This is a genomic window from Simplicispira lacusdiani (genome assembly GCF_003604195.1).
Lineage (GTDB): Bacteria > Pseudomonadota > Gammaproteobacteria > Burkholderiales > Burkholderiaceae_C > Simplicispira > Simplicispira lacusdiani.
The window spans coordinates 96,107-122,758 of sequence record NZ_QXGR01000012.1; the positions used below are offsets into that span (position 1 = coordinate 96,107).

At 67.8% G+C, this 26,652-nt stretch carries 20 protein-coding genes and 1 tRNA gene; 6 read left to right on the forward strand and 15 right to left on the reverse strand.

Features of this window, described 5'->3' with window-relative positions:
- Positions 1 to 28: 28 nt before the first annotated feature.
- From D8S75_RS15415 to D8S75_RS15475, 13 genes are all read right to left on the reverse strand, one after another.
- Positions 29 to 1,810, reverse strand: coding sequence for an AIPR family protein (locus D8S75_RS15415; protein WP_119967238.1), 1,782 nt, complete (start codon positions 1,808 to 1,810; stop codon positions 29 to 31).
- Positions 1,807 to 2,811 (reverse strand): PD-(D/E)XK motif protein, encoded by a 1,005-nt coding sequence (locus tag D8S75_RS15420; protein ID WP_119967239.1) that lies wholly within the window; start codon positions 2,809 to 2,811, stop codon positions 1,807 to 1,809. Before D8S75_RS15420 ends, D8S75_RS15415 begins: the two co-directional genes overlap by 4 nt.
- Positions 2,795 to 5,671, reverse strand: coding sequence for a Z1 domain-containing protein (locus D8S75_RS15425; protein WP_119967240.1), 2,877 nt, complete (start codon positions 5,669 to 5,671; stop codon positions 2,795 to 2,797). The genes D8S75_RS15420 and D8S75_RS15425 overlap by 17 nt, the downstream gene beginning before the upstream one ends.
- Positions 5,672 to 5,699: 28 nt before the next feature.
- Positions 5,700 to 7,199: an ATP-binding protein gene (locus tag D8S75_RS15430; protein ID WP_232829067.1), complete on the reverse strand. Its 1,500-nt coding sequence runs from the start codon at positions 7,197 to 7,199 to the stop codon at positions 5,700 to 5,702.
- Positions 7,196 to 9,919 (reverse strand): sigma-70 family RNA polymerase sigma factor, encoded by a 2,724-nt coding sequence (locus tag D8S75_RS15435; RefSeq protein WP_119967241.1) that lies wholly within the window; start codon positions 9,917 to 9,919, stop codon positions 7,196 to 7,198. Before D8S75_RS15435 ends, D8S75_RS15430 begins: the two co-directional genes overlap by 4 nt.
- 734 nt (positions 9,920 to 10,653) lie before the next feature.
- Positions 10,654 to 11,724, reverse strand: coding sequence for a site-specific integrase (locus tag D8S75_RS15440; protein ID WP_157982666.1), 1,071 nt, complete (start codon positions 11,722 to 11,724; stop codon positions 10,654 to 10,656).
- A gap of 322 nt (positions 11,725 to 12,046) precedes the next feature.
- A tRNA-Arg gene (locus tag D8S75_RS15445) sits at positions 12,047 to 12,121 on the reverse strand.
- A 103-nt stretch (positions 12,122 to 12,224) separates the two neighbouring features.
- Positions 12,225 to 16,196, reverse strand: a complete 3,972-nt coding sequence (locus D8S75_RS15450; protein WP_119967243.1) for a translocation/assembly module TamB domain-containing protein — start codon at positions 16,194 to 16,196, stop codon at positions 12,225 to 12,227.
- A 15-nt stretch (positions 16,197 to 16,211) separates the two neighbouring features.
- A complete protein-coding gene (locus D8S75_RS15455; RefSeq protein ID WP_119967244.1) occupies positions 16,212 to 18,068 on the reverse strand; it encodes an autotransporter assembly complex protein TamA in 1,857 nt (618 codons plus the stop codon).
- Between the two features lie 4 nt (positions 18,069 to 18,072).
- Positions 18,073 to 19,260, reverse strand: coding sequence for a vWA domain-containing protein (locus D8S75_RS15460; protein ID WP_119967245.1), 1,188 nt, complete (start codon positions 19,258 to 19,260; stop codon positions 18,073 to 18,075).
- An 18-nt stretch (positions 19,261 to 19,278) separates the two neighbouring features.
- Positions 19,279 to 19,881, reverse strand: a complete 603-nt coding sequence (locus tag D8S75_RS15465; protein WP_119967263.1) for a GNAT family N-acetyltransferase — start codon at positions 19,879 to 19,881, stop codon at positions 19,279 to 19,281.
- Between the two features lie 5 nt (positions 19,882 to 19,886).
- A complete protein-coding gene (locus D8S75_RS15470; protein ID WP_119967246.1) occupies positions 19,887 to 20,123 on the reverse strand; it encodes a hypothetical protein in 237 nt (78 codons plus the stop codon).
- A 10-nt stretch (positions 20,124 to 20,133) separates the two neighbouring features.
- Positions 20,134 to 20,988: an AAA family ATPase gene (locus D8S75_RS15475; protein WP_119967247.1), complete on the reverse strand. Its 855-nt coding sequence runs from the start codon at positions 20,986 to 20,988 to the stop codon at positions 20,134 to 20,136.
- A gap of 108 nt (positions 20,989 to 21,096) precedes the next feature.
- Between D8S75_RS15475 and D8S75_RS15480 the strand changes: the two genes are divergently transcribed.
- On the forward strand, positions 21,097 to 21,762 hold the full coding sequence (locus tag D8S75_RS15480) for a c-type cytochrome (protein WP_119967248.1): 666 nt from the start codon (positions 21,097 to 21,099) through the stop codon (positions 21,760 to 21,762).
- Between the two features lie 363 nt (positions 21,763 to 22,125).
- Positions 22,126 to 23,070, forward strand: a complete 945-nt coding sequence (locus tag D8S75_RS15485; RefSeq protein WP_232829068.1) for a universal stress protein — start codon at positions 22,126 to 22,128, stop codon at positions 23,068 to 23,070.
- Here D8S75_RS15485 and D8S75_RS15490 read toward each other — a convergent pair.
- Positions 23,031 to 23,465, reverse strand: a complete 435-nt coding sequence (locus tag D8S75_RS15490) for a DUF1841 family protein (RefSeq protein WP_119967249.1) — start codon at positions 23,463 to 23,465, stop codon at positions 23,031 to 23,033. The genes D8S75_RS15485 and D8S75_RS15490 overlap by 40 nt on opposite strands.
- Positions 23,466 to 23,598: 133 nt before the next feature.
- On the opposite strand from D8S75_RS15490, the gene D8S75_RS15495 reads away from it, so the two are divergent.
- Positions 23,599 to 23,823 (forward strand): hypothetical protein, encoded by a 225-nt coding sequence (locus D8S75_RS15495; protein WP_198673225.1) that lies wholly within the window; start codon positions 23,599 to 23,601, stop codon positions 23,821 to 23,823.
- Here D8S75_RS15495 and D8S75_RS15500 read toward each other — a convergent pair whose 3' ends face one another.
- The gene (locus D8S75_RS15500; protein WP_119967250.1) at positions 23,824 to 24,621 is read right to left on the reverse strand and encodes an IclR family transcriptional regulator; all 798 of its coding nucleotides are present in this window, start codon (positions 24,619 to 24,621) and stop codon (positions 23,824 to 23,826) included.
- Between the two features lie 111 nt (positions 24,622 to 24,732).
- On the opposite strand from D8S75_RS15500, the gene D8S75_RS15505 reads away from it, so the two are divergent.
- From D8S75_RS15505 to D8S75_RS15515, 3 genes are all read left to right on the forward strand, one after another.
- Complete coding sequence (locus tag D8S75_RS15505) at positions 24,733 to 25,434, forward strand: 3-oxoacid CoA-transferase subunit A (protein WP_119967251.1); 702 nt, start codon at positions 24,733 to 24,735, stop codon at positions 25,432 to 25,434.
- Positions 25,435 to 25,463: 29 nt separating this feature from the next.
- A complete protein-coding gene (locus D8S75_RS15510) occupies positions 25,464 to 26,117 on the forward strand; it encodes a 3-oxoacid CoA-transferase subunit B (RefSeq protein ID WP_269814003.1) in 654 nt (217 codons plus the stop codon).
- Positions 26,118 to 26,149: 32 nt separating this feature from the next.
- Positions 26,150 to 26,652 (forward strand): thiolase family protein (locus tag D8S75_RS15515; RefSeq protein WP_269814004.1); only part of this gene is annotated, 503 nt, incomplete at its 3' end.

Here is a 26,652-nt window from a genome sequence, read left to right on the forward strand (position 1 = left end):
CGATACGCCAGGCGACGCAGCTCCCCGATCAGACGGCTTTGACCTCCGGAATGCAGTCGGCCGGCTCCGAGTAGCTCGCGCCCATCACCGCGTCTTTGCATTCCGGACGCTTGGCCCACTCAGACACCATGCGCCCGCCAGAGGTGGCGTGCAGCGTGTCGTTGACCTCCTTGGCCCACGTCGCGATCTGCTCCATGAGTTCCGGCGACACCGCCTGCTTCTCCCAGATGCGGCCCAAGTCGATGCGCGAGCCGAGTTTCTCCGACAGGATAGAGATCGTGTAGGCCGTGACGTTGGCCTGGAACGCCTGGAACATCGGCCTCAAAAGCTTTTGGGCGTCGCGGTACAGCTTGGCCTTGGCGATCATCGACTTGAAGTCAGCCACCGAAGGGAGAGGCGCCTCTTGGCCCTCGCTCGGCGAGAGCGCAGCCATGAAACGGTCGAAGTTTTTTTGCGAGCCCATGCTCACGATGTCGGGCTTGCAGTCCCAGGCGTTGAGGTATTTGGCCAAGTCGGTCTTGGTCACGCGCCGCGCGGTGGGGATGGCGTCCTTCAATGCTTTGAGGCGGGCTGGCGTGTTCCCCTCGCGGGAGAGCAGCGTGTTGTAGCTGCCGGCGGCGCGCTCGTAGAACCATTGGCCGACGCCGTCCGGGCAGTAGACCGAGCGCGAGAGCTTCTCTATCTCGACGTGGAAGGGCTTGTTGGCCGAGAGGTCCGATTGGCGGACGGCGTTCTGGCTGTTGGCGTAGCGCGAGATGTCCGACACCAAGGCCTCTTCCTTGGTGGAGTCCTGCGCCTTCATGACAATGATCTTCGCGGGCACACGGACCCGGCTCAGGTCGGTGTCGGGATACTTCTTCTTGGTGAAGTAGAGCGAGGCCGTCGTCTGCCCGCCGTTGACGATCTGCAAGCCTTTGAGCCAGGCGATGCCTTGCTCGCCCTCGGAGGTCTTGCCCAGCACCATCTCGTCGGCCACGATCACGATGCCATTGTTGTAGGCCATGAAGCGCTCGGGCGCGGCGCGGAGCGTCGACTGGATGCCGGCGTTGACGCCCTTGCCCTTGACGCTCAGGAAGGAGCGGACGTTGGCCTCCAAGAGGCGCGCGCCGAACTTCTCGTAGAGCAGCCGCAGCGCTTCGCCCGGGACCGCCGTCATGGCGTAGTCGTAGTCGTCGTTTTCGCCCGGCACGTAGACGCAGGGCAGGGGAGAGCCAGAGACCTCTTTGAAGTCGACCACCAGCTCGTCGCGCGGCTTGCCTTCGGACGTGTGCCGGTGCAGCCGCTCGATGTCCATCACTTCCAGGCGCACGGCCTTGCCGCCGATGTCGCGCGTCTTGAAGCTCTTGGACTTGGCGACCCGGTCGGTGATGACGTAGACGCGGATCTGTTCGAGGTCGTTGTAGATGGCCTGCAGCGTCTCGGCCAGCGAGCGCACGTCCCGCGACGGGTCGAGCTTCTGCGCCATCTTGCCTTCGGCGCACAGCGTCAGGAATCGCAGGCAGCGCTCGGCGGCCACCTTCGTTTCGGAGTCGGGGATGGGCGTGGGCTCGTCGACGCCCGCATACAGGCTCACGAACAAATCGAGCTGGTCGCTGTCGTCGGAGATCGAGTAGCCGCTCAGCCTAAGGATGGCGTTGCCCACGGTGCCCTCGTAGTGGCACTCGACGGGCTCGAAGGTCATGCCGATTTCCGACATGTGGTCCATCACGATGCCGGCGAAGACCAGCTCTTCATACAGCGCGCCATCGCGCATCTGGGACTTCACGGCGGCCTGCGTCTCGCGCAGGAAATCCGGCAGGCTTGAACTCATATCGCTCCCAATTTCTTTAATGCATCGGCGGCCGGGATGCTTGGCCCCGCGGCCTTGTCCAGATCGATCTCGTAGGTGGCTTTCGTGACGCCCAGCGGGACGCTGCCTGGCGTGAGGCGGGGAAAGCCTTCTCTCACTTCGACGACGCGAGTGTCGGCCAGCGCAAAACGGCGGATGTAGCGGTCCGCGTGGGCGTCGAAGTAGCCCGCGGCGATCAGCCTCTCGCTCAGCAGGCGCACGGCCTCGGCTTCGCCCGCGGCGACATCGCGCATCTCAGCCACCAGCTCCGGCAGGCTCTGCCCGGTGTCGGTCTGGCGCAGCCGCGCGCCGGCCAAGAAGAGCGGTTGGCGCACGGAGTCGTCGAGTTGCTCGAGCGATCCGATCTTGGCGGGGAAGCCCGCCGCCGACAGCGTGGCCTTGACCTCCAAGGAGCCGGTCCCGATCTCGAAGTCCCGGACGCCGTCGAGCGGCCCCACCCACGATTCGATGGCGGAGGCCAGCGGAAGACCCGCGTCGATGATCGCCCGCAGCAGCGTGAGCTCGCCCACCAAGCCGATTTCGGATTCCGGGCTCAGGGCCTGCGCCCCCTTGCGCATGAACTCCTGCCATGCGCGGATGCGCCCGAGGAAGACTCGCAGCAGCCGCTTCTCGTCGGCGCTGGACTCGGCATCCATCGCGTGAGCCACGTCTGCCACCATGGCGGCGAATAGTTCCAAGCTGCCGTGCGCGCTGCGGGTGAGTGCGAGCCACGTCAGCCCGTCGCCATTGGGCTCCACGCGCGACACAGCGAAGCCTTGGCCGTCGGGAAGCTTTTCAGCAGCGGGGATCGCCGAGGTTGAAAAGCTCGCGAGGAGGGCTTCGTTCTTGTCGGGGAAGCTCAGGCCGGCCCGCAAGGAGCATGGGCCGATCGTGGCGATGGAGATGCTGCGCCAGCCAGAGGCGTCCGCGCTGTCCCGCAGCGAGCGCCAAGCGAGCTCGATGTCGTCAATCAGCAGGGCCATATTCTTGTGTCCAAAGCAGGTGGTCCACCGCGTATTCGACCTTCACGCCGGAGTCGCTCGATGGGAAGCTGACGCCGAACGCCATGACCGGATCCTTCCGGTCCGCCAGCGCCTCGCTGCCTGCTTGCTGGGGGTCGAGTGGGTAGAGCAGCAGGAGGCCGCGTTGCGGCGCGGGGGCGACGCCATCGGCCTCGGATCCCTTGCCGCGGATGAAGCGGATCGACGGGCCGTTGGGCGTGTCGGGTTCGCTGGGTTTGACGCCGCTTTTCTGGCGGCCTGCGTCAGGGTTGAACATCTTCTTGGTGCGTTCCAGCGCCGCGCTCCACGCCGCATCGTCCAAGTCGATCGCCTCGTCGCGGGGCGACAGCAGCCGGCCGATCGCGTATCGGTCCGCGATGTCCTTGTCGGCGGAGCGCTTGGTCATCTTGTCGATGGTCAGGCCGCCAGCGAAGGTGTGCTTGTCGCCCGATCCGCCGCCCAGCAGGGCGACGGTCCACGATGTCAGCTCGCCCGTCGCCGCCATGGAGCGGACGAAATCGCGAAGCAGGGCACTGTTGACCTTGCGAGCCTTCGGGTGGGTGATGAATGCCTCGAAGAAATCGGCGATGTGGTCGGCCGGCACGTCGTTCCAGAGGAAGCCATCCCACTGCTGCTCTTGGGCGCCGCGCATGCGCTTGGGGTTGGGCTCGCCAGGGGCGCCGCAGGCGGCGATGAGCTTGTTGGCCGTGTCGAGGTTCTGATCGAGGATCTTGCCGTCGTTGTGCATCGACACGGTTTCGAGCAAGTCGCCGCTGAACGAGAGCTGCAGGTTCTTGGCCGTGCGCATCTTCAAGGGCGAGGTCACCAGTAGGACCGGATGGGACTGCACGCGCAGGCCGTAGTCGCGCGGCGTCGCGCCGCTCTCGGCCATCGCGTCGAATTCCTCGCGCAGCTCCTCGGAGGCGTCGGCGATGTGGCCGAACCACTCGACGAGCTCCTCGGTCGTGTAGAGCCGGCAGAGGTCGATGTAGCCGGGCCGGTAGCCGAACCAGCGGCCCATCTGCATCAGCGTGTCATACATCTTCGTGGTGCGCACGAAGTAGCTGGTGCACAGGCCTTCGAGCGTCAGGCCCCGCGCGAGCTTGTCGCCGCCGATGGCGATGACTTTGAGCGGCGGGCCATCCTCGGCGTAGTCGAGCGCGTCCTTGGCCTTCCCGTTCACCATGCGCACGTCGATGTCCGAGAGGACATCGGGCAGCTTGGCGAGGACTTCGGCCCAGGGAAGGACGGACGGCGGCTCTTCCGATTCGGTGAGCTTGGAGGCGATCGCATCGGTGGTGGGGACGAAGTCGGACTCCCAGAGCGCGCGCAGCTCGTCGAGCAGCGCCTCGTGATCGATCCCGCGGGTGATCCGCAGCTTCATCTTCTGGACGAAGTCCTCGACCTGGCGATGCACTTCCTTTTGGACGAGCGTGAAGCGGGTGACGTGGACGAGCATCGAGGAATGCTCGTCCCCTTGGCCGCGGGCCTCTCGGGCCGCGCAGGCCAAGACGAACGAGTGGACGGCCTCGCGCAGCGAGGGCGGCAACGTGTCTTGCCCCATGTGGGCCGGAGAGTGGTCCTTCTGGTGCTTCGGCGGCATCCAGCCGTCGCGGCCGTCTTCGCTGGCGTGGTCCTGGAAGACGCGGGTCAGCGGCAGCCCGCTGCGCCCTTCGGGCGTTTGCAGGCCGAAGACGCGCGCTGGGCCGACGTAGTTGGAGGGCGCGGCCAGGTTGACGATAAACGACTGGGGGAAGAGGTCGGGGCCTTCCTCGGGCGTCTCGTTCTGGCGGTGGATGAAGATGTTGGCGAAGGGCGTCGCGGTGTAGCCGACGTAGGCCTTCTTGGCGAAGACGTTCAGGATCTTGCGGATCCTGCTGTTGATCGCCTTGGGCTCGTGGTCCTCGTCGGGTTTGCCATCGGCGCCGATGTGCTGTTCGCCGGTGTCGACCGAGGCGTGGTCGGCCTCGTCGTCGATCAGCAGCAGCGGGAGGTTCGACACGAACCGCTTGCCGTGCTCGTCGGTGGCGTCGGCCACATGTCCCCGGATCCATTTGAGCAGGCGCTCCAACACGACCTTGTGCTTCTTGACGACGAAGAGCCAAGGGCGCTGCTCGGGCGAGATGGCCAGGTGCTTGGCGATCTTGGTGTTGAAGTCACCCGTGTTGGTGCGGTTGGTCGCGCAGTTGGGCTTGATCTCGAAGTCGCGGCCGTGCGCGCCGACCCCGATCAGCTTGACGATGTCGCCGGTGGCGGATGTCTCGTAGCCGAGGAAGCCCTCTTCGAGGCGGATCTGCGTTTGCGAGCGCAGGTTGTTGTGCAAGCCCGCCAGGATGATGATCATCTTGTAGCCGGAGTCGGCCGCCTTGCAGATCAGGCCCGAATAGTTGGCGGTCTTGCCGGACTGGACATGTCCCACGACCAAGCCGCGGCGATCCCAGGCTCCCGCGCGGCCGGGGTCTTCCATGAGGCCCAGGATGCGGTCGGTGGACTTGTCCACGGCGTCGACGGCCGTCGCCGACATCTTGCGTTCGAGCATGTCGCGGTAGCGAGGCCAATATCGCCAGTCCTTCTTGCGGGCCGCATTGAGCCAGGCCTCATGGCCGGTCGTGTCCGAGAGAGCCGTGTCTTGGCCGATCCACAGGCTGAATCGGCGGATCAGCTCGGCGACGGCGGCGGCCTTGTCGACGGAGTCTTCGTTTCCAGGCGCGACCACCGAGGCCGCGATCGCGACCTTCTCGGTGATCAAGGCCGCAGTGATCGGCCCCTTATCCTTTTCCGCGACGAGCAAGCTCTGCGCGATGCTGAGCGCTGTCGCGGTCGAGGTGCTGAACTCTGGCATTCGATCCTCCCTTTTGTGTGTTCTTGGCCTAGGCCTCTGCGGGGGCGCCAAGCCCCGCGACCAGCCCCGGATAGTTCTGGAATGGCTCGGTTGACAGCAGCGCGCGCTTCGCTGCTTCGACGGACATGCCTCGTCGGCTGATCATGTCGGCGAAGAGGGTGCGCAGCACCGTCGCGATGGCCTCGGGTGGCTCGCCCGAGAAGCCGGTCTTGGGCGTGTCCTTGTTCTCCGCGGTGTCGAGCCAGATGCGTTGGACAGGCACCGACTCTTCGATTACCCGCAGCATGGCCTTGACCAGCGGCGCGAGATCGCCCGCGCTGTCCAGCACGGCCGCGACCGCGGGGTGGGTCGGCTCGATCCGATAGCGGATTCCATCCTTCACGCGGTCGACCCGCCACGCTTGCTCGATCGGCGTGTTGCGCTGGGTGGGCATCGGCGTCCCGCGGTAGGCGAACACCCGGCGGGCGCGCTCGCGCGTGTCCTCTGCCAACCGGGTCAGCCATGCCCGCAGCGCCACCGGCGGGCGGGCCGTCGACTTGCGCACGTCGATCTTCCAGTCGGCGTCGGCGGTGTTGGGAATGTCGAGCTGGATGCGAGCGAGGCGGTGCGCTTCTTCGCGGTTCCAGGCCTTCGAGTTGCCGAGGCCGAGCCAGCCGCCAGCGACCAGCAGCCGCTCGTTGCGGTAGACGTAGAAGCCTTGCTGCGCGGTCCAGCCTGCCGGCCCCTCGTTCTTCTTGAACTCGTCCTTGGTCAGCTTGTCGTGGTGGGGCAGCACGTGGCACTGCGCCACCACCAGCCCGTTGTCGGTCCGCATCGGCGCGGGTGGCGAGGTCCACGGCTTGGCGGGATGCCCCGACATGAACGGATCCCAGGGCTCGACGGCTCGCCCATTGAGCAGCAGCTTGATTCGCGCGCGAGGGCCTTGCAGCAGTCGATGGAAAACCATCGCAAGGTGCGCTTCGACCACCACGGTCAACGCCAGGAAGTCGTCGACCGTGTAGCCGGCGGTGACGATGCGGTCGAGCTTCTCCCACAGCACCAGCGTTCCGGACGCTTTGCCGTCGAGGCAGGCGAGGTGATGCTCGGATCCCTCGGCCGGGCCTTCGAAGAGCAGCCAGTCGCTCTGGGGATCGGCGGCCAGCTCGTCGAGATCCCACCGCAGGCAGCTCCGCTCGCCTCCCTTGGCGCTGGCAACTGTCAGGCGACGGCACTGCGAGAGAGATGCGGTTTTCAAGCCCATGCCAAAGCGGCCAAGATCATGGGCCTCGCGCGTCGCCAAAGGGTTCTTGTCCCCGAGCCGCATCGCGCCTTCGAGCTCAGGGTCGCTCATGCCGCGGCCGTCGTCCAGGACCAGCACGCGGCTGTCGGACCCGTCCCACTGGAAATCGATGCGGACTTCGCTCGCGCCGGCGGAGATGCTGTTGTCTACGATGTCGGCCAACGCCGCTGGAGTCGAATAGCCCAAGCCGCGCAGGGATTCGAGCATCGCCATCGCGCGCGGCGGTGCCTTGCGGGTCTTCGCGGTCATTTCCGATAGCCTTTCCCTGGCAAAAACGCGAAGCCGGCATCCAGGAGCTTGTGGATCAGCCGACGGTGCGTGTTGTCGCGGGGCTCCGGAAGCGCCACCCAGATGCTTCCGGCGCTCTGCCGCTCGTCATTGACGGGGATACCAAGTTCAATGGCCTGCGCGAGGAGCTGGTCCAGAGCGGAAGGTTTCGACGAGCAGGCCGGCTGTGCGGGCTCGAGTGGCGGCCGAGGCGCCGCCTGCCGCTTCGGCTTCGCCGGCTGCGGAATGCGTTCGGCGGTGTCGGGCGCGTCGTCGCCTTCGGGCTCGGGCGCGCTTTGAGCGAGGGGGGTTTCCTCCGGCTGCAAGCCCAGCGCCATGCGGGCGAAGGGCTCCGACCGGCCTGGGTGCCGGAGCTTTCTGAGCGCCTTGGCTTCGATCTGCCGGATCCGCTCGCGCGTGACCTCGAAGCGCATCCCGATCTCGTCGAGCGTCAACGCTTCGTCGACCCCGACGCCGAAGCGCATTCGCAGGATGCTCTCTTCCTTGCGGTCCTTGGTCGACAGCGACGAGATGTAGCGGTCCACCGCTTGATTCAGTTGAATCTCGTCGACAACGTCTGCGGGGTCTGGCGACGCGTAGACGTCGCGGGCGTCGATGGCGATCATCCCGTCAACGGTCTCCTCGTCGATGGAGGATAGTTCGGGCGCGATGCGCAGCAGCGCTGCGAGCTTGTGAGACGGCATTTCCACCCGCTCCGCCAGCTCGGCGAGGGTTGGCTCGCGGCCAGAGGCTGTTTCGAAATCCTGGGCAATGCGTTTCGCGCGCTGGAGCTTCTCGAATATGTAGACCGGCACGCGGATGATCCTGGCCTTGTCGGCGACATGCCGGCTGATCTGTTGTCGAACCCACCAAGTGGCGTAGGTCGAGAAGCGAAAGCCGCGGCGCCAATCGTAGCGGTCGACGGCTTTGAGCAACCCGATGTTCCCTTCCTGCGCCAAGTCATCCAGCGGCTCGCCGCTGTATAGGTATTTCTTGGCGTGGAAGAAGGCCAGCTTCAAATTCGCCGCCATCATCCGGTCGCGGTGCTGCCGGAAGCAGGCCATGGCGCGCGCGAACGCGGGGCAGGGCGCTGATCCATGCGCGGCGTCGATCAGCTCCAACAAGAAGCGGCGGTTGAGGCGCAAGCCAGCAAGAGCTTGGCGAATCTCTTGGGGCGAGGCCCTCGGGACACCTTCGACTTTGGTTAGCGCGGCCAGCCGACAGAGCGCATCGGCGAAGTCGGCCTCGCCAGCGTCAGCAGGCTCTGCGTTCCTCGGCTCGCCGTCGTCTTCCGCGGCGTCTTCGGAGTCCTCCGCGCTAGGTTCGCCCGCCTCCAAGCCTTCGGCCGAAGCAGGCTCCGGGTCAGGCTCGCAGCCAACCCAAATAGAGGAGAGCTGGCGCGATCCGACGATGGCGTCCGCGCCGGCGGCCAAGGTCCGCGCGATGCCATCAGGCCAACTCGCCAGCGCGTCGAGTGCTAGGTCAAGGGCACCTTCCATGTCCTTTGCGAGCCGGACCTCCTCTTCGGCCGTGAGCAACCGAAAGTTCTGGAACTCGCGCTGGTAGATGCGTAGGGGCTCATGGCGAGGCGACGCTGCCCGATCGATTGCGACAAGGGCTTCATCGAGGGCGGCTTCTTCGGCCGGCGATTCCTCTGGATCGACGAACACCTCGAAGCTCTCATTGGCATCGGCGTATTCAAAGCGCTCGTCGGCTTCGGCGCCGAGGTCGTTGATGACCATGGTCAAGAAAGCCTCGGCTTCGGAGTTGGTCGAGCGATCCTTGTTGGAGGACTGGGCTTGGATAGCCAGCGCGGGGACGCTGCCCTCCCGGAGCGCTCGCAGCAAAAGAAGCCTGAGCTTCGCGCGGCCCTCTGCGTCGTCCGCCCGAGCCAGTGGCAACGCCACTTCTGGCAGGTAGGCGTCGATGTCGTCCCATTCGGCTGACGAGTCGATCGGCTCGTGCGCCGTGATGGCGATTTGGACCGAGCTGGCCGAATCCGCGACCACCAAGTCGACTTCGGGCCGCGTCGGCTCTTCCTCGACCTCCCAGCCCGAGAGGTCGAACTCCCCGTCGCCCAACTCCGTGAGGACAGGTGCCAGGGGCGGGGCGGCCTCCTGCACATGGGGCTCGGCTGTCGTGTCAGGTTCGGTCTGCGCTAAGGCCGTAGCAGGTTCGCCTAGTGCGGCTGCTTCGGCTAGGGCGTGGGTCTGGAAAGCAGGTTCGGAAGCAGGGGCCGACTTTAGGACGACTTCCGTTCCGGGCAGCGGAACGGCATCTATCGACGCACCGAAGGCGCCGAGGATCGCCGCGGTCGCCTCCGCTCCAGCCGCAATGGCAATTTCAAGGGCGGTTCTGCCCGAGGGGGCGAGCAGGTCGTGATCGGCCCCAGAGCTCAAAAGCAATTGGCAGATAGCTGGCCTGTTGCGGACGGCCGAAAGCATGAGCGGCGTCATCCCGCTGGCGTCGCGGGCGTTGAGGTCGTCGCCTCGTTCAATGTGGAGTCGAACGGCGCTTTCAACGCCGGCCATCACGGCCATTCGCAGGAACTGGCTCAGAGGCCGGGCGCCGGCTACGTCCGCTTTGGTCACCAGGTCGCGACTTTTCCGCCCGGCCGATTCGCGGGCTCCCTCGGTTTCCCTCGTTTTCTCTTTCAGCGCGCTGCCACACTCAGTCGTGAGGCGCTGCTCTTCGTCATGCACTCGCTTTTCCCTAGAGCTGATGAGGCCGTTACCGGTTTCTAGTGCTTACAAATTCTACAAGGGTGGCAGGGGGCGAAGGTCCCGATTGCCACGGGATAAAGCGATAGGCGCGTCGGGCGGGAGAGAGAGATTCTGGCGCGAGCCGGAGGCATGCAAAGAAGCCGCTGCGATTAGGCCGCGACGCGCGTAAGGAGAGAGTGGTGGAAGAGCCAGGAAGCTCTTCGTCAACGATCGGTTGACGGGGCCACGCGAGCCACTGAGTCTTCAGCGACAGCAACCTGGCACGGACCGTTCGCTGGCCGGATAGGTTGCAGCGGCGGCAGTCGCTGCAAAGACGTCCCCTGCCTTAAATTGTCGATGGTTGGCGATGGGTCGTATCCGGCCGCGCAGCCAAGTTGAGCGCGCTACCGGGAGGTCGCAGTATGCCGTCTGGGCGGTACGGAGAGTGGTTGATTGCGGGCTAGACAACGGTCAGCTTCAACCTCAGTGAGTGGCAGTTGGGTATGGGCGAAGCCCATGTCACCCGTGGTTCGGGCGGTACCCCTTCCAGGCCCGGAACGGGCCCGTAGCGGGCGTTTCGGGGCGTCGGCCCGGGGTGGGTGCCTGAAGCTCCTTCTGGGTCTCCTGCGGCCCGCAATCCCCTGCCGATCGAGCGCGCTGCGGGGCGCTCGCACGGCCATGGCCGTGGCCGCCTGAAAAACCTGTCTTCGCTGGCGTAGCCAGCCAGGCAGCCACTACCCCAACTTCTTTGCCAGGTTGGAGGCGCCGATGTGCGTGTACCTGCGAAGCATTGCCAGGCTCTTGTGGCCTGTCATCGAGGCAACCTCCATGGTGCCAAGCCCCTTTTCAAACAGCCGGCTCGTGGCCTCGTGCCGAAGGTCGTGAAACCGGAGATCCACAAGAAATCGGGGGCTGGGCGTTTGCCCGACCTTTTGTAGTTCTTCGGAGTACAGGGCCTGCGCGCGCTTGACCAAGCGCTTCCAGGTATGGGTGAAGGAATCGGCCTTGGCCCAATGAAAAACCCTGCCGTCGATTTCGACGACATTGAGGCGCTGGATCTCGCGAAAGGCCGTGACCGCTCGTGTCGAGAGCGCAACTGTTCGCGCTTCGCCATTCTTCGAGATGGGGACGTGAGCAGTTTGGCCCATCAGGTCAACAAAGCACCAGCGCAGTTCCAGCAGTTCGCCGAGGCGCATGGAAGTCTCGATGGCCAGCGTAACGAGCTCCTTGAGCCGCTGAGTGCCTTCGGCAGCCTTCAGCAAATAGGTTTCCTCGTTTGGTTCCAGGCGCCGGGTTCTGCCTGGCGTCTGCTTCGGTCGAGTGACCAAGCGCACCGGGTTTTCTGGGATGTAGATGCCCATGTGTCGGCGAGCGAACTCAATGACTCCGGAGAGCCGGTTGATGTGGTGCGAGAGGGTTCCAGGTGCAAGCTTCTTCTTGCTTCGCGTAAGAGGCTTGTCTGCGATGTCGTGGACCCATTGATTGATGGCCGGTGCGCGCAGATTTGCGATGAAGAGAGGGCCAAACGCCTTTTCGATCCGCGCCAACTCTGCCTTGCGCATGCTTGGACAGTCGAGCGTAGGGAGCTTTACCCGGGTGTACTCCTTGATGACTTCCTTCACGGTGATGCGCTGAGCCTTCTGATCAATGGCGTCGATCTCTCCACGTTCGATCGATAGCTCCACGGTCTTGGCCCATCGCTCCGCATCAGCCTTCTGTTGGAAAGTGTTGTAGACGGGGGCAGAACCCTTTTTGCGCACGATGGCCTGCCATTGAAGGTCACCGCGTTTGCGAACAACAGCCATTGGCCGCTCCTTTTGTAGTGTGACAAAAGTGTGCCAAGAATCCATCTTGATTCCACAGAATCCTTATTTCATGCGGGTTTCAAGGCCTTCAGTTGCTTTCTTGTAAGCGGTAGGTCGTCAGTTCAATCCCGACAATCGGCACCAGATTCCTCACGGAACCCCCAACCGCGCAGCCTGACCCCGGGCCGCGCGGTTTTTTTCTGGGTGCCCCGCTGTCCGGAGTAAAGCCCCGGGCCCTCCGTGCTCCGGCGCGCATCCGGGATGTCAGCACACAGGGGAAAAGAAAAAGCCGCACGTTCCCGGAACTGTGCGGCCTTTGATTTGGTCCCCTCGACAGGAATCGAACCTGTATCTAGCGCTTAGGAGGCACTCGTTCTATCCATTGAACTACGAGGAGCGGCAGGGCGAGATTGTACGTGGTCTGGCGCTTCCATATTGATAGCTGTTAGCGCTTGATGGCCGGGCGCTGGAGCCCGATTTGGCTTGAATATGGCGATGGCTCAGTCGTAGCGCAGGGTATAGATCAGGTCGAGCGCGCTGCTCGCGCCGGTCTGGCCGCGCAGCGTGAGCTGGCGCGAGAGGTCGTAGAAGATGTAGAGCGTGCCCAGCGTGCCCGAGAGGCTGCGCTCGTAGGTCACGTACAGGTCCTGCGAGATGCGTTTGCCCAGCGTGAGGGCGGCGCCGCTGGCACCCTCGCCGCCGGATGGGCCCTTGAAGCCGATTTCATCGAGTCCCAGGCGCCCGGCGATGCGGGTGCTCATGGCGTTGCCCTTGCCGCCCAGCAGGGCCAGCGCGGCCTGCTGCAGCAGAGCGGCCTCGGCGCCACCGCTGGCCGCGCCGCGGCCCAGCACCACCCAGGCGAGCTTTTCCGCATCGGGCAGCTCGGGCTCGGAATACAAGCGCACGCGCGGAGCCAGCGCGCTGCCGCTGACCTGCACGCCCGCGCGCTGCGCGATGTGGGGGCGCAGCGCCAGGATGTCGAGCGCGGGGTTGTCGTGCGCGCCGCTGAAGCGGATCAGGCCGGCCTCCACGTCCAGTTCCTGGCCCCAGGCGCGGTAGCGGCCCTGTATGGTGCGCACCTCGCCGGTCACGCGCGGCGGAGCCCCGGGCGTGGGTCCGCCCCGGATCTCCAGCCGGCCTTCGAGCCGCGTGGTGATGCCCTGGCCCTGCAGGGCGAAGTCGGGGCCGAGGTCGAGCGTGATGGCGAGCTCGGGCGCCTGGCGCGGGCGTCCCGGGGAGGGTGCCGCCGGGGGGGCCGGATCGCGGGCCCTTGGGCGCACCACCACGTCACTGCCCAGGCGCGGCGCGGTCTCGTCGGGCAGCAGCAGCGCGGCGCGGTCCACCTTGAGCTGGCCGCGCAGGGCCAGCCGCCCTTGCGCGAACGTGGCGCGCACGGTGCCCGACACGCTGGCCTGGCGGTCGGCGCGCACCTGCACCTGCAGGGCCTGGGCCAGAACGGTCAGGTCCATGCCGATGCCATCGGGGCCTGCCCAGGTGATGCTGCCATGGCCCTGCAATTGCCCGCCATCGCGCGGCGCTGGGGTGCGGTTGCCGCTGAAGCCGGGGATGTGCGTGCCGCTGCCGGGCCCGCCCTGCAGGCGCAACTCCGTGATGTCGATGCGGTCGCCGCGCAGCGTGGCGCGCAGGCTGCCACCCTGCAGATCCACGCCGTCGGCGGGCGAGCGCAGGGCCAGCTGGTCGGCGCCAAGCTGGCCCTGCCAGAGCGGCGCGGCGCGGCTGCCCGACAGCGTGGCATCGGCCTCCAGCGTGCCCTGCACGCGCCAGCCGGGCGGGGCCAGGGCCGACCAGACACCCATCTGGGGCAGGCTGGCGCGCACCCGGGCCGCGACCGGGGCGTTGGCGGGCCACTGCCAGCGGCCGTCCGCATGGACCAGCCAGGTGCTGGCGTCGGCCGTGGCGCGGCCTGCGCGCTCGCTGTCCCAGTGCAGGCGGGCGCGCAGTTCGGCGCCATGGGCCTCGACTTCCAGCGCAGCCGTGCGCACGCCGGCGGGCGTGGCGGCGGGCGCTGTGGTGGGGATGAGCAGGTCGCCGCTGGCGTGCTCCAGGCGCGCGCTGGCGCGCAGTTCATCGGCCCAGTCCAGCGACCAGCCGCCCTGCAGCAGCAGGTCGCCGGAGAGGGCTGCCGCATCGGCCGGTGCCGCGCCCACGGCGGCCCGCAGCGCACCGGCCCAGGCCAGCGGCAGGCCAGTGAATGTTCCCCGTGTCTGCCAGCGGGGCGCTCCCGTCAGTGCGGCCCGCAGCGGTTCCCAGCGCAGCGCCACGCTGCCGGGCAGCGGGGCGGTGAGGGTGGCGCGGCCCGCGCCGGCCTGCAGCGTGGCGGTCTCGGCCTGGCGCAGCGTGAGCGCCAGTGGTTCGGACAGTTGCAGCGTCCAGGGGCTGGCGTGTCGGCCATCCACCCATTGCAGGCGCAGGTGCTCCACATCGGCGTGCCATTGGCGGGTGCCGGCGCTGGCGCCGGCCAACCGCACCTGCGACCGGGTGTCCCAGTGTGCGGCGCGCCCGTCCAGGCGTGCCTGGCCTTCCAGCGCCAGCCGGGCTTGGGCCAGGCTGCCGGCCAGCGTGGCGCGCAGCCCATGCCCCTGCACCGGGCGGGCGGCACCGGGCAGTGTCAGGTCGAGCCGGGGCGCGCTGGCCGTGGCATCGATGCGGAAGTCTTCGCGTTCCCCGGATGCAGCGCCACCGGGCAGCAGAGGCCCCAGGCCCCGCCAGCCCCCCTGCCAGCGCGCATCGAGCCGGGCCTGGCCTTGGAGCCGCAGGCCGTCCAGCGCTGGCGCCAGCGCGGGCCATTGCGCCAGCCACTCCCGGGTGCGCTCTGCCGCCGCGATGTCGATCTGCAGCGCTCCGGCGCCCGATGCGGGACCAAGCTGGCCACTGGCGGTGGCCGTGGCGCCTGGCAACGCCAGCGAGGCGCTGCCGCTGACCGCCGGAGCGCCGCCCAGGTGGATCTCCAGCGACCGGCCGCGCAGCCGGGCCTGGAGGGCATCGAGATCGATGCTGTGCAGTGACAGCCGGGGCGCGAGCCACTGGCCGCTGGCCTGCAGCACGCGAAAGGGAAGCTGCCGTGGGCGGGCCGTGGCCGCGCGGCCGCTCCCGGTGGCGCGCAGGTCGGCCGTGAAATGCACGCCTTCCCCCTGATGGCGGGCCTGCAGGCGTCCGGAGACGGGCGTGCTGTCCAGGCGGCTGTGCAGCGTGGCGGGGCGCACGCCTTGCACCTGCGCGCTGCCTTCGAACGCCGCGCTGGCGGGGGTGTAGCGGCCTTGCAGCGTGATCTGGCCGCCGTCCGTCTGGGCGCGTGCCGTGGGCAGGTTCCAGTGCGTGCCATCGAAGATGCCCGTGGCGTCGAGCGTGCGGACGGGCAGGTGCTGGCGATCCCAGGGGCCGGGCTGTCCGTTGCGCAGTTGGGCCGCGATCTGCCAGCCGGTTTCCACGGGACCGGCCTGCACGCTGCCGTGCAGTAGCGTGGTGGGGGCGCCGGGCCAGAGGGTGGCCAGATCCACGGCTTGCAGGTCGGCATGGGCCTGCAGCAAGGGCTGCGCGGCCCAGGGGGCGATGTCGGCCGTGGCGTTGGCCTGCAGGGCACTGGCGGGGGCGCCGTCCGCGGAGTGCAGCCGCGCCTGGAGCCGCAGTCGGGCGGCTTCGGTGGCCAGCGTGCCTTGCAGCGTGGCACGGGCGGTCAGTTCCAGGGGGTGTGCCGTGCCCGGCAGGGGGGCGTGGACGCGGCCCTCGACCATGGCGTCGAGCGCCATGGGGGCCTGCGCCTGCAGCGTCGCGTGTCCGCTGTAGCGGCCCTGTGCCAGGCTGACGCCAGCGAGGTCCAGGCGGTGCTGTTCGCCATCCTGGCGGTAACGGCCGTCCAGCCCGCTGGCCTGGACCGGCGTGGGCCCCTCCCAGGCCAGTTGGCCGATCTGGAACGCCGCATCCACCCGCACCGGCCATTGCCACTGCTGGGGGGGCGTCGCCGTGGGCGCGGCGCCTGCGGCCTTGGGGGTGATGCGCAGCGTGGCCGCGCGCAGTGCGTCGATTTGCACGGTGCGTTGCAGCAGCGGCGCCAGGCGCCAGGCCAGGCGCAGGTCCTGCGCCTCCACGTTCAGCGTGGGGCCGCTCCAGCGCAGCGAGCCTATGCGCCCGCCATCGCGCAGCGAGCCCGCCACATCGCGGATTTCGAGCCGCTGCCCGGCGGGGAGGAGAGCCGGCACATGTTCCAGGGCCGTGGCCAGCGACTGAGGCGTGCCCATCCACCACCAGGCGGCGGCACCCGCCAGCAGGGGCGCGGTCAGCAGGGTGCCCAGCAGGCCGGCGGCCAGGCGCCATGCGCGCCGGGGGCTGCGCGCTGGAGGGGGTGCAGGAGGGCGGGCCGCCGCCGCGAAGGGGTTGGGGCCGGGCGGGCGGCTGGCGCCGGGCGCGAAGGCCTCGGGGCCGGCGTCGGGGCGGGATGTGGGAGGGTGGGCCATGGGTCGCGGCGCGCGTCAGAACGAGAAGCCCATGCGCAGGTGCAGGCGCAGTTCCTTGGCCTGCACGCCCCAGGCCAGGTCGGCCTGCAGCGGGCCCACGGGGCTGCGCCAGCGCAGACCGGCACCCACGCCCACGCGGGCACGCAGGTCGCCGGGGCGGTCGGCCACGGCGCCGGCATCGATGAACAGGGCGCTTTCCCAATCGGTCATGTTGCCGCGCAGCACGATGGGGCGCTGCCATTCGGCGCTGGCCAGCGCCAGGTAGCGCCCGCCGAAAACCTGGCCGTTGTCGGTGCGCGCGCCGATGGCGCGGTAGCCGTAGCCGCGCACCGTGGTGTCGCCGCCGGTCAGGAAAAGCTGGGTCACCGGGATCTGCGCGGCCGCGCGCGCCAGCACCGCGCCGGCCTCGGCGCGCAGGGCCACACGGCCGCGCCGCGCGCCGCCCTCCGCCGCCTCCACACGCCCCGTGGGCAGGAAATGCTGCCAGCGCACCAGGCCGCGCACGAAGGGGTCGCGCCCGGGGCGCAGCGTGGTGCCCACGCCCAGTTCCCAGGCCAGGCCGTGGCCGCGCGTGGGAGCGGTCGGGTTGTCGAAGTAGCGGCCGGTCCAGCCGAACTGGGCGGTCAGCGCCGCGCTGGAGGGCGGGGCGCCGCTGCCCTGGCTGTCGGCGGCGTCGTACTGCAGCGCGTAGTTGCGGTCGATGGCGCCGCGCGACTGGCTGCGCCCGGCGCGCAGGCGCGCGCTGTGGACCTGATAGCTGCCCGTGGCCTCGCGCTGCACCTGGGCGCCGCCGAACCAGCGCCAGCCTTCCTCGTCGGGCAGGGCGGTTGCTTCGCTGCCCAGCAGCTTGGTGTTGCGGTCGAGCGCGAGCTTGCTCACGGCGCGCCAGCCGATGGCTGGCAGCCGGTTGTGCGTGTGGTCCATGGACAGGCGGGCGCCGCTGTCGGTGGACAGCCCCACGCCGAACACGAGCTTGTGCAGCGGCGCCTCGCGCACCTGCGCCACCACGGGCACGGCCTGCGGGTCGGTGCCCTCGGTGTCCAGCGCGAGGAACACGGCGTCGTAGTAGCCGCTGCTGGCCAGGCGCTGCTGGGCGTCAAGCAGGGCGGTCTCGCTGTATTCGGCCCCGGTGGGCAGGCGCGCCAGGCGGCGCGCGCCATCGGGGTCGTAGCGTTCATGGCCCTGCACGCGCAGCGGGCCGAAGCGGTAGGCCGGGCCAGGGTCGTAGGTGACCGTGAGGTGCGCCGCGTGCCGCTCGGCGTCGATGTCGGCGCGGCTCTCGGCGATGCGCGCCGTGGGGTGGCGCTGTGTCTGCAGCTCGCGCAGGCCCTGCTGTTTGGCGGCGTCCCAGCCAGACTGGGTGAAGGGCTGGCCGGGTTCCAGCGGCCAGCGGTTTTGCACGCGGGCCTGCTGGCGCCGCGTGGCGGCATCGTCGGGCGGCGGGCCCGTGAATCCGATGGCGGCCTCGGCCACCCGGGTCTGCGGGCCGGGCTCCACGGCGAGGACCACGGCATGCCGAGCGGGGGCGCCGGTGGGGGCGGGGCTTTGCGTGATCCGCAGCGTGGGGGCGAAGTGGCCCTGTGTGGCGAGCAGCTCGCGGGCGTTGGCCTCCGCTGCGCCGAGCAGGCGTTCGAGTTCCTCCGGCCGCAGGTCGGCCTGGTGGCGGAAGCGCTGCAGTTCGAGGTGGCGCAGCAGGAAGTCCTGGAGGTCCGCGGGCGCGCGCACTTCCAGGGTGAAGGCCTGCGGTGCCTGCGTGGCGGGGGAGGCATCGCCGGTGTCCCGGTGCGGTAGCAGGCTGCACCCGCCCAGGCCCAGCAGGCTGACAAACAACAACGCCGGCCATGGGGCCGGCGTCTGGGGGCGACATGGCATGCGCCTATTTTGACAGCAGGCGCATGGCCTCTTCGAGCCCTTTGAGTGACAAGGGGTACATGCGGTTGCCCACGAGCTGCTGGATGATGCTGATGCTCTGGCGGTATTGCCACACGCCCTGCGGCTCGGGGTTGATCCAGGCGAACTTGGGGAAGGCGTGCGTGAGGCGCTGGATCCATTCGGCGCCGGCCTCCTCGTTGTTGTATTCGACGCTGCCGCCGGGCTGCAGGATCTCGTAGGGGCTCATGGTGGCGTCGCCCACGAAGATCAGCTTGTAGTCCTTGTTGTACTTGCGGATGATGTCCCAGGTCGGGAATTTCTCGGCGAAGCGGCGGCGGTTGTTCTTCCACATGAAGTCGTAGACGCAGTTGTGGAAGTAGTAGAACTCCAGGTGCTTGAACTCGGTCTTGACGGCGCTGAACAGTTCCTCGACGCGCTGGATGTGCTCGTCCATGGTGCCGCCCACGTCCATGAGCAGCAGCACCTTCACGTTGTTGTGCCGCTCGGGCACCATCTTGATGTCCAGGTAGCCGGCGTTGGCCGCCGTGCTGCGGATGGTGTCGGGCAGGTCCAGCTCTAGCTCATGCCCTTCACGCGCGAACTTGCGCAGGCGGCGCAGCGCCACCTTGATGTTGCGCGTGCCCAGCTCCTGCTGGTCGTCGTAGTCGCGGTAGGCGCGCTGCTCCCACACCTTCACGGCGCTCTTGTTCTTGCCGGCGCCGCCGATGCGGATGCCCTGCGGGTTGTAGCCGCCATTGCCGAAGGGGCTGGTGCCGCCCGTGCCGATCCACTTGTTGCCGCCCTGGTGGCGTTCTTTCTGCTCTTCGAGGCGTTTCTTGAGCGTTTCCATGAGCTCGTCCCAGCCCATCTTCTCGATGGCGGCCTTCTGCTCGGGTGTGAGCTCGTTCTCCAGGATCTTGCGCAGCCAGTCGGCCGGCACCTCCTTGGTGAAATCGGCCACCATCTCCACGCCCTTGAAGTAGGCGCCGAAGGCCCGGTCGAACTTGTCGTAGTGCTTCTCGTCCTTGACCAGCGTGAGGCGCGAGAGGTTGTAGAAATCGTCCAGGCTCCAGGCGTCGTCCGACTTCGGGCCGACCACGCCGGCTTGCAACGCTTCGAGCAGCGTGAGGTATTCCTTGACCGACACCGGCAGCTTGGCGGTGCGCAAGGTGTAGAAAAAATCGATCAGCATGTTTTTGGCCTCCAGCGCTTACGGGGTAAGCGTGTGCTGCTCCAAAAGATATAGCAACTGTGCCCGGGCCTCGGGCCACTCGCCCGCGCGCATGCTGTACATCACCGTGTCGCGGATGGTGCCGTCGCGGCGCAGCGCGTGGCCCCGGATCACGCCGTCCTTCTTGGCGCCCAGGCGCTCGATGGCGCGCTGCGAGGCGAAGTTGAAGTTGTCGGTGCGCCAGCCCACCACATGGCAGCCGAGCGTATCGAAGGCATGGCCCATCATCAGCAACTTGGCCGTGGTGTTCACATGGGTGCGCTGCACGCTCTTGGCATACCAGGTGTAGCCGATCTCCACGCGCTTTACCGGGGCCAGGATGTCGTGGAAGCTGGTGCTGCCGAGCACCTTGCCGCTGCGGTCGTCGAGCACGGCGAAGGCGAAGCGGTGGCCCTGGGCGCGGCCCTCCAGCGCGGTTTCGATGTAGGCGCGCGTGTCCTGCGGTTCGGGCACCGAGGTGATGCGCAGCTTCCACAGCTCGCCATCGGCGGCGGCCGCGGCCAGACCTGGCTCGTGCGCCAGTGCCAGGGGTTCGAGGCGCAGGCCGCGCGCGCGCAGGGTGATGGGTTCCACGAAGGCCATGGGGTTCACTCCGTCTCGTTCTTGGCGTTCTGCCGCGCGGCGCGCCAGCGGCGCGCGCCCTGCAGGCCCACGCCGCCGCCCAGGCCCACGAGCACGATGCCCACCAGGCTGCCCGCGCCGTAGCCGTCGGAAAAAATGTCGAAACCCAGCAGGCGGCCCAGCCAGTAGCCCGCCAGGGCTCCGCCCACGAAGCCCACGGCGTCGGAGACGCCTTCCATCAGCAAGCGGTTCGCTGCGCTCATGGTGCGGTCCTCAGCGGTTGCGCTGGTTCATGAACACGAGCTTCTCGAACAGGCTCACGTCCTGTTCGTTCTTGAGCAACGCGCCCACCAGCGGCGGCACGGACACCTTGTTATCCTGGCTTTGCAGCGCGGTGAGCGGGATGTCCTCGGCCACCAGCAGCTTGAGCCAGTCGAGCAGTTCGGAGGTGGAGGGCTTCTTCTTCAGGCCGGGCAGGTTGCGCACGTCGTAGAAGGTCTTCATCGCCACGCTGAGCAGCTCGCTCTTGAGCGTGGGGAAGTGCACGTTCACGATCTGCCGCATGGTGTCGGACTCGGGGAACTTTATGAAGTGGAAGAAGCAGCGGCGCAGGAAGGCGTCGGGCAGTTCCTTTTCGTTGTTCGAGGTGATGAACACCAGCGGCCGGTGCTTGGCCTTGATGAGTTCGCGCGTTTCGTAGCAATAGAACTCCATGCGGTCGATTTCGCGCAGCAGGTCGTTCGGGAATTCGATGTCGGCTTTGTCGATCTCGTCGATCAGCAGCGCCACCGGGCGGTCGGCCGTGAAGGCCTGCCACAGCACGCCCTGGACGATGTAGTTGCGGATGTTCTTCACGCGCTCGCTGCTGTGCTCGTCATTGAGCTGGCTGTCGCGCAGGCGGCTCACCGCGTCGTATTCGTACAGGCCCTGCTGCGCCTTGGTGGTGGACTTGATGTGCCATTGCAGCAGCGGCATGTCGAGCGCCTGGGCCACTTCCTCGGCCAGCATGGTCTTGCCGGTGCCGGGCTCGCCCTTGATGAGCAGGGGGCGCTGCAGCGTGATGGCCGCGTTGACGGCCAGCATCAGATCCTGTGTGGCGACGTAATTCTCTGAGCCTTGGAATTTCATGGAAATTGTTTGCTGGAACGTTGATAAATGGGCTTGACAGGTGCTGGCTATAATCGCCAGCAAAACATGGGCCCCTGGGTTTCACTTCCTCAAGATTGTGCTCGCAAAATGAACAAGACGTTGACCGCGCTATTCGCACTGGCTGTCGCTTTCGGGACCGCCCAATCCAATGCCCAGGGAATCCAGGGCGACGTGAAGGCGGGCGAGCAGAAGAATGCCATGTGCATCGGCTGCCACGGCATCGTGGGCTACCAGTCGAGCTTCCCCGAGGTGCACAAGGTGCCCATGATCTCGGGCCAGAGCGCGGGCTACATCGCCAGCGCGCTGCAGGCCTACCTCAAGGGCGAGCGCAAGCACCCCACCATGCGCGGCATCGCCGTTTCGCTGACCGAGCAGGACATCGCCGACCTCGCGGCCTATTACGCCCAGCACGGCAAGGCCAGCACCGAGCTGCCCTCGGCCCCCAAGCGCCAGCCCGATGCCCGCGTGGCCGAACTGCTGAAGAAGGGCGCCTGCGTGTCCTGCCATGGCGAGAACTTCGCCAAGCCCATCGATCCGTCCTACCCCAAGATCGCGGGCCAGCACGCCGACTACCTGTTCGTGGCCCTCAAGTCCTACAAGGAAACCGGCAAGAACGCCTATGTGGGCCGCAGCAACGGCGTGATGGCGGGCGTGGCCGGCCAGTTCAGCAACGACGAACTCAAGGCGCTGGCGCAGTACATCGGCAAGGTCCAGGGCGACCTGCAGGTGGTGCCGCAGCCGCGCTTCCGCTGAGCCGGTGCCGGGGTGCCCCGGCAATACTGGCACACCGGGGTGCGGCATGCTTGTGGCAGCGCACGCCCTTTCCTAGAATGACCAGCGCATGATTCCGCTGGCTCTCCACCCCCACGATCCAACGCCCTGGTCCCATCGGACCGGGCCGGGGTGGGTGGAGCCCATCGCCCCGGCCGCAGATTCCTAGGCCCGGCGGCGCCCTTCTCTCCCAGACGTCATCCAGCAACCGCCGGGCATTTTCCCGCCCGGTGGCGCGCGCCCGCCGGCTGGCCTGTTGCCGGCCATGCTTGCCCTCCATGCGGGGCCGGATGACGCAGACGACGACGCCGAGGCGTCCCGCCCATCTGCCCGAGAGGAGTCTCCATGCGCATCCAGAACATTCTGGCCCTGACCGATTTTTCCACCCCGGCCGAGCACGGCCTGGACCGGGCGGCCGCGCTCGCTGCCACCCACGGCGCGCGGCTGCGCGTCCTGTACGCCTGCGAAACGCCGCCGCTGCAGCTGGCCGACCCCATGGCGCGGCTGGAACAACGCGCGCGCCAGCTGGCGCGGCGCCATGGCGTGCCGGTGGCAGCCGTGGCCGGCGCGGGCCGGCCGCTGGACGATTGCCTGACCGAGGCCGGGCGGGCCGATCTGCTGGTGGCGCATGGCCGCATGCACCGTTCCTGGCCCGTGCCGCCCTGGCGCACGCTGCTGTACCCGTTGCTGCGCCGCTGTCCCTGCCCGGTGCTGGTGGTGTGCCGTCCGCCCCGGGGGCCGTATGAACGGGTCCTGGTGGCGGTGGATTTCTCCGCCGCGTCGCGCCCGCTGGTGCGCTACGCGGGTGATTTCGGGGCGGGCGCGGCGCTGGAGCTGTTCCACGCCATCGACACCCACGATGAAGTGCGGTTGCGCAGCGCGGAGGCATCGACGGCCGCCGTGCAGGCCTATCGGCGCGAGGTGCTGCAGCACGCGCAGGAGCGGCTCTACCGGTTGTCCGAGGTGTTCGACGCCCGGCGCAACCGGGTCGGCACCCTGATCGGCCGGGGCGACCTGGCACGCCACCTCACGGTGCAGCAGGAAAGCATCGGCGCCGACCTGGTGGTGCTGGGGCAGGAGCGCCGCTCGCTGCTGATGGAACTGCTGCGCGGCAGTGTGCCGCGCCGCCTGCTGGCGGGCGGCCTGGAGAGTGACCTGCTGGTGGTGCCCCATGCGCACCTGGGTGTGGTGCCTGGGGGGGCTGCGGCCCTCCCGTCCGGCGGGGCGGCTGACGGCCTGACGCCGAGCGGTCAGTCGCGCGTCGCCCGACGCTGCACGGCGGCGACATAGGCGTCGCCATCGGGCGGGCGGCCCGAGCGCTGGCTGTCCCAGAGCATCTGGCCTAGGCATTCCATGGCGGCGTGGTGGGCGTCGTGCAGCGAGTCCAGGCGCTTGGACAGCAGTTCCACGGCCTGGCGGATGCCGCGCGGCTGGTCGATGCTGCACTGCTCGCTGATGGACAGGTGCATCGACAGGTGCAGGAAGGGGTTGGTGCGGTCGGGCGTTTCGTCGTAGTTGCGCGCCACGGCCGCGTCCGCGTCCGCGAGTTCGGCGTGGTACTCGGGGTGCTCGGCGATCCACAGGCTGGCCAGGGTCTCGATGGCTTCCATGGGGGCGCCGGCCTGGGCCTTGGCATGGACGGCGCAGAAGAAGCGGCGCACGTCGGCTTGGGAGGGATTGAACATGGCGCCAGAGCGTAGCACGGCGCACCGCAGTGGCGGTGGCGTCCTACGCGACGCGGCGCCGGGCCGCTCTACAGTGGGCTGGCACCGGGGCGCATGCCGCCAGCCCCTGCCAACCGCCTCAAGGAGACTTTCCATGACTGCCATGCGTGTGATCGGCGCCATCCTGCTCGTGCTGGGTATCGCCGGCCTGCTCACGGGCGGATTCAGCTTCACCAAGGAAACCACCCAAGCCAAGCTCGGGCCGCTGGAGCTGACGGTGAAGGAAAAGGAATCGGTGAACGTGCCCCAGTGGCTCAGCGTGGGCGCCATGGTGGTGGGCGCCGTGGTGCTGGTGCTGGGGTTCCGCAACCGGCCCTGATCAGGCGCGCGCGCCGAGCAGGCGCGAGATGGCCTGCGTGGCCTCCAGCAGCGCGGGCAGGAACTGCTCCTGCATCATCTGCGCGCTCGTGCGGTTGGCCTGGCCGCTGATGTTGAGCGCCGCCACTGTCTGGCCCGCATGGTTCTTCAGCGGCGCGGCGATCGAAATCAGGCCTTCTTCCAGCTCCTGGTTCACCAGGCACCAGCCCTGCGCGCGCGTCTGGCGCACGCAGGCGAGCAGGCCTTCGTCGTCCAGCACCGTGTGCTGCGTGAACTGCTGGCGTGGCGCGGTCTGCTGCAGTCGGCGCTGCACTTCCTCCTCGGGCAGGACGGCCAGCAGCACGCGGCCCATGGAGGTCCAGAACGCGGGCAGGCGCGATCCCACGCCGAGGTTGGTGCTCATGATCTTGTGCGTGTGCACGCGCAGCACGTAGACCACGTCCAGCCCATCGAGCACGGCGGCAGAGCAGGACTCGTGCACCCGGTCCACCAGCGCTTCCATCGTGGGCTCGGCCAGGTTCCAGATCGGCAGCGACGAGAGGTAGGCGAAGCCCAGGTCGAGGATGCGCGGCGTGAGGCGAAACAGCCGCCCGTCGCTCTCCACATAGCCCAGCGTCTGCAGCGTCAGCAGGATGCGGCGCGCGCCGGCGCGCGTGAGCCCGGTGTGCGCCGCCACCTCGCTGAGCGTTTGCTGCGGCACGGCGGCACTGAAGGAGCGGATGACCTCAAGCCCGCGCGCGAACGACTGCACATAGCTGTCACCCGGTTTGGGGTCGGGGGAAGGGGTTGTCATGTTCATGTGTTAACAAAGTATAATTCTTTTAGCGAACATTTGTTCGATATACGAACAAATCGACGGATTTTTCCACAGGGAAGTCACTTTCCCATCATTCCCGAGAAAGCGTTCCGGATGATCAACAAACTGGCAGATTCAGTGGCCCAGGCGCTCGAAGGCGTGCAGGATGGCGCCACCGTCCTCATCGGCGGCTTCGGCACCGCGGGCATTCCCGGCGAACTCATCGACGGCCTGATCGCGCAGGGCGCGCGCGACCTCACCGTGGTCAACAACAACGCTGGCAATGGCGAGCAGGGCCTGGCCGCGCTGCTCAAGGCCGGCCGGGTGCGCAAGATCATCTGCAGCTTCCCGCGCCAGGTGGACAGCCATGTGTTCGACGGCCTGTACCGCAGTGGCCAGCTCGAACTCGAACTCGTGCCCCAGGGCACGCTGGCCGAGCGCCTGCGCGCCGCCGGCGCCGGCATCGGCGCCTTCTTCTGCCCCACGGCCTACGGCACCGAACTGGCCGCCGGCAAGGAAACGCGCGAGATCAACGGCAAGCACCATGTGCTGGAGTACCCCATCCACGGCGATGTGGCGCTCATCAAGGCCGAGGCGGGTGACCGCTGGGGCAACCTGACCTACCGCATGTCGGCGCGCAACTTCGGCCCGGTCATGGCCACCGCCGCTAAGAAGACCGTGGCCACGGTGCACGAGGTCGTGGAACTGGGCGCGCTCGACCCCGAGGCCATCGTCACCCCCGGCATCTACGTGAGCCAGATCGTCAAGATCGACCGCGTGGCCACGCAGGGCGGCGGATTCAAGAAATCCGCATGAAATTGCCATCTAGCGCAGAAGGAAAAAGCGTGACTAGCTATCAAAAACGAAGCAAAGAAGAGCTGGCCCGCCGCGTGGCGCAGGACATCCACGACGGCGCCTACGTGAACCTGGGCATTGGCATGCCCACCCAGGTGGCCAACCACATCCCGGCGGGCCGCGAGGTCATCCTGCAGAGCGAGAACGGCATCCTCGGCATGGGCCCCGCGCCGGCCGCCGGGCAGGAAGATTACGACCTCATCAACGCCGGCAAGCAGCCCGTCACGCTGCTGCCGGGGGGCGCCTACTTCCACCACGCCGACAGCTTCGCCATGATGCGCGGCGGCCACCTGGACATCTGCGTGCTCGGCGCCTTCCAGGTCTCCGCCACGGGCGATCTGGCCAACTGGAGCACGGGCGAGCCCGGCGCCATTCCCGCCGTGGGTGGTGCCATGGACCTCGCCATCGGCGCCCGCCAGACCTGGGTGATGATGGACCTGCTCACCAAGCAGGGCGAGAGCAAGGTGGTCCCGCGTTGCACCTACCCGCTCACCGGCATCGCCTGCGTCAAGCGCATCTACACCGACCTGTGCACCCTGGCCTGCACGCCCCAAGGCCTGCAACTGATCGATGCCGTGCCGGGTCTCGCCCACGCCGAACTCGAACGCCTGGTGGGCCTGCCCATCGCGCCGGCCGCCGCCTGAATCCCTTCTACCGACCACCCCAGGAGCCCTCCATGACCCAAGCCTTCATCTGCGACGCCATCCGCACCCCCATCGGCCGCTACGGCGGCGCCCTGAGCAGCGTGCGCACCGACGACCTGGGCGCCATCCCCCTGCGCGCCCTCATGGCCCGCAACCCCAACGTCGACTGGGCCAGCATCACCGACGTGCTCTACGGCTGCGCCAACCAGGCCGGCGAAGACAACCGCAACGTCGCCCACATGGCCAGCCTGCTGGCGGGCCTGCCTCTGGAAGTGCCCGGCGCCACCATCAACCGCCTGTGCGGCTCGGGCCTGGACGCCGTGGGCACCGCTGCGCGCGCCATCAAATCGGGTGAGGCCGGCCTCATGATCGCCGGCGGCGTGGAAAGCATGAGCCGCGCCCCCTTCGTCATGCCCAAGGCGGAGAGCGCCTTCAGCCGCAGCAACGCCGTCTACGACACCACGATCGGCTGGCGCTTCATCAACAAGCTGATGAAGGAAAAGTACGGCGTGGACTCCATGCCCGAGACCGCCGA

What these genes read in the sequence shown, in the direction of transcription:
- D8S75_RS15415 (WP_119967238.1), bottom strand. Translation starts at nt 1,810, where the DNA reads ATGAGTTCAAGCCTGCCGGATTTCCTGCGCGAGACGCAGGCCGCCGTG.
- D8S75_RS15420 (WP_119967239.1), bottom strand. Translation starts at nt 2,811, where the DNA reads ATGGCCCTGCTGATTGACGACATCGAGCTCGCTTGGCGCTCGCTGCGG.
- D8S75_RS15425 (WP_119967240.1), bottom strand. Translation starts at nt 5,671, where the DNA reads ATGCCAGAGTTCAGCACCTCGACCGCGACAGCGCTCAGCATCGCGCAG.
- D8S75_RS15430 (WP_232829067.1), bottom strand. Translation starts at nt 7,199, where the DNA reads ATGACCGCGAAGACCCGCAAGGCACCGCCGCGCGCGATGGCGATGCTC.
- D8S75_RS15440 (WP_157982666.1), bottom strand. Translation starts at nt 11,724, where the DNA reads ATGGCTGTTGTTCGCAAACGCGGTGACCTTCAATGGCAGGCCATCGTG.
- D8S75_RS15450 (WP_119967243.1), bottom strand. Translation starts at nt 16,196, where the DNA reads ATGGCCCACCCTCCCACATCCCGCCCCGACGCCGGCCCCGAGGCCTTC.
- D8S75_RS15455 (WP_119967244.1), bottom strand. Translation starts at nt 18,068, where the DNA reads ATGCCATGTCGCCCCCAGACGCCGGCCCCATGGCCGGCGTTGTTGTTT.
- D8S75_RS15460 (WP_119967245.1), bottom strand. Translation starts at nt 19,260, where the DNA reads ATGCTGATCGATTTTTTCTACACCTTGCGCACCGCCAAGCTGCCGGTG.
- D8S75_RS15465 (WP_119967263.1), bottom strand. Translation starts at nt 19,881, where the DNA reads ATGGCCTTCGTGGAACCCATCACCCTGCGCGCGCGCGGCCTGCGCCTC.
- D8S75_RS15470 (WP_119967246.1), bottom strand. Translation starts at nt 20,123, where the DNA reads ATGAGCGCAGCGAACCGCTTGCTGATGGAAGGCGTCTCCGACGCCGTG.
- D8S75_RS15475 (WP_119967247.1), bottom strand. Translation starts at nt 20,988, where the DNA reads ATGAAATTCCAAGGCTCAGAGAATTACGTCGCCACACAGGATCTGATG.
- D8S75_RS15480 (WP_119967248.1), top strand. Translation starts at nt 21,097, where the DNA reads ATGAACAAGACGTTGACCGCGCTATTCGCACTGGCTGTCGCTTTCGGG.
- D8S75_RS15485 (WP_232829068.1), top strand. Translation starts at nt 22,126, where the DNA reads ATGCGCATCCAGAACATTCTGGCCCTGACCGATTTTTCCACCCCGGCC.
- D8S75_RS15490 (WP_119967249.1), bottom strand. Translation starts at nt 23,465, where the DNA reads ATGTTCAATCCCTCCCAAGCCGACGTGCGCCGCTTCTTCTGCGCCGTC.
- D8S75_RS15495 (WP_198673225.1), top strand. Translation starts at nt 23,599, where the DNA reads ATGACTGCCATGCGTGTGATCGGCGCCATCCTGCTCGTGCTGGGTATC.
- D8S75_RS15500 (WP_119967250.1), bottom strand. Translation starts at nt 24,621, where the DNA reads ATGAACATGACAACCCCTTCCCCCGACCCCAAACCGGGTGACAGCTAT.
- D8S75_RS15505 (WP_119967251.1), top strand. Translation starts at nt 24,733, where the DNA reads ATGATCAACAAACTGGCAGATTCAGTGGCCCAGGCGCTCGAAGGCGTG.